Below are 1,264 nucleotides of genomic sequence, written 5' to 3'. Positions count from 1 at the left end.
CCCCGGAGGGCACCTCCAGCACGATGCCGGCGGCCGCCCAGAGCACGAACAGCGAGGAGATCTGCCCGACCGACAACCCGGTGTCGGCGAACAGCAGCACGTAGAGCGGGTAGAGCAGGACGAGGTCGGTGAGGAACGCGTACCCGTAGAGCGTCGCCGCCAGGCGGCGGGTCGCGGGTACGCGGGCAGGAGCGACGAGCATGGGACCTTCCCACGGGACGTGACGGACACCGGCCGGAATGCACGGCGTCCGCGGCGGCCCGCGGCCTCGTCGCTCAGTAGGGCATCAACATCGCCAGGTCATGCCGGGATCCTATCCGCCGCGAGGCGCCCCGGTGGTCCCCCGGCGGGCACGAGATCGGGGCGGGACCGTGCGGTCCCGCCCCGAGTGTCACTGCCGCCAGGTCAGCGGCGGAACTTCTCCACGTCGGCCTGCGGGATGACCATGGTGGCCTCGCTGTCCGCGGCCTGCTCGGCGGTCGGCTGACGCGGCGTGGCCGGCTGGGTGCGGTCGGAGTCCGCGTACGCCGGAATGTGCTGCGTGGCCTCCGTCGGCACCGGCTCGGTGGCGTCCGCACCGGCGGCGGCCGGGGTGGCCGGGTACGCGGGGACGGGCTGGGTAAGGTCCGCCTCGGCGTCCCGGCTCACCGGCTGGGTCAGCTCGGAGTCCGCGTACGGGCCGGTGGCGGCCAGGCGGGCCTCGACGTCGCGGCGCCCGGCCTGGTACGCGCGGGCGTGCGTGGCGATGGTGCGCGACTCCTCCTCGGCCCGGGTCAGCCAGTTCTCCCAGCGGCTCTGCATCGGCCGGACCAGGCCGCCGCCGACGCCGACGACCAGGATGCCGCCCACGGTGGCGAGCACCGCGATCAGCACCGGAGTGGTGACAGTGGTGGCGACGCCGATCTGGTTGAGCGCGGCGATGACGCCGAGGCCCAGGATGAACACCGAGGCGAGGTTCGCCAGCACCCGGCCGTAGGAGAGGCCGCCGAGCGCGCTGGAGATGATGTCCTTCACCGCACGGGCGATGGCCGCGGCGACCACCACGATGACGATGGCGACGAACGCCCGGGGCAGCCAGGCGATCACACCGGCGATCAGGTCGGAGATCGGGTTGGGGCCCCAGATGCCGAACGCGAGCTGGAGCGTGACCAGCAGCACGCCGTAGTAGGCGAGCTTGGCGACGATGTCGCTGGCGTCGTACTTGGAGCGGGCCAGCGCGGTCTTGATGCCGCCGCGCTCGACGGCCCGGTCGAAGTGGACCCGC

Annotated in this window: 1 protein-coding gene and 1 pseudogene; both read right to left on the bottom strand. The window is 73.3% G+C overall.

Going from position 1 to position 1,264, the window contains the following annotated elements; translation table 11 throughout:
• Nucleotides 1-202 (bottom strand): annotated as a pseudogene (locus KBX39_RS31465) (MFS transporter); the annotation flags it as partial.
• A 203-nt stretch (nt 203-405) separates the two neighbouring features.
• The coding region (locus KBX39_RS31460; protein WP_210874051.1) for a hypothetical protein at nt 406-1,264 on the bottom strand (859 nt) is incomplete at its 5' end.

Origin of the sequence: Micromonospora sp. D75 (genome assembly GCF_018070405.1) — a bacterium.
In the GTDB taxonomy this organism is placed as follows: domain Bacteria; phylum Actinomycetota; class Actinomycetes; order Mycobacteriales; family Micromonosporaceae; genus Micromonospora; species Micromonospora chalcea.
Note: the sequence above shows the minus strand (reverse complement) of the source record. Positions and strands in the feature narration are given on the sequence as shown.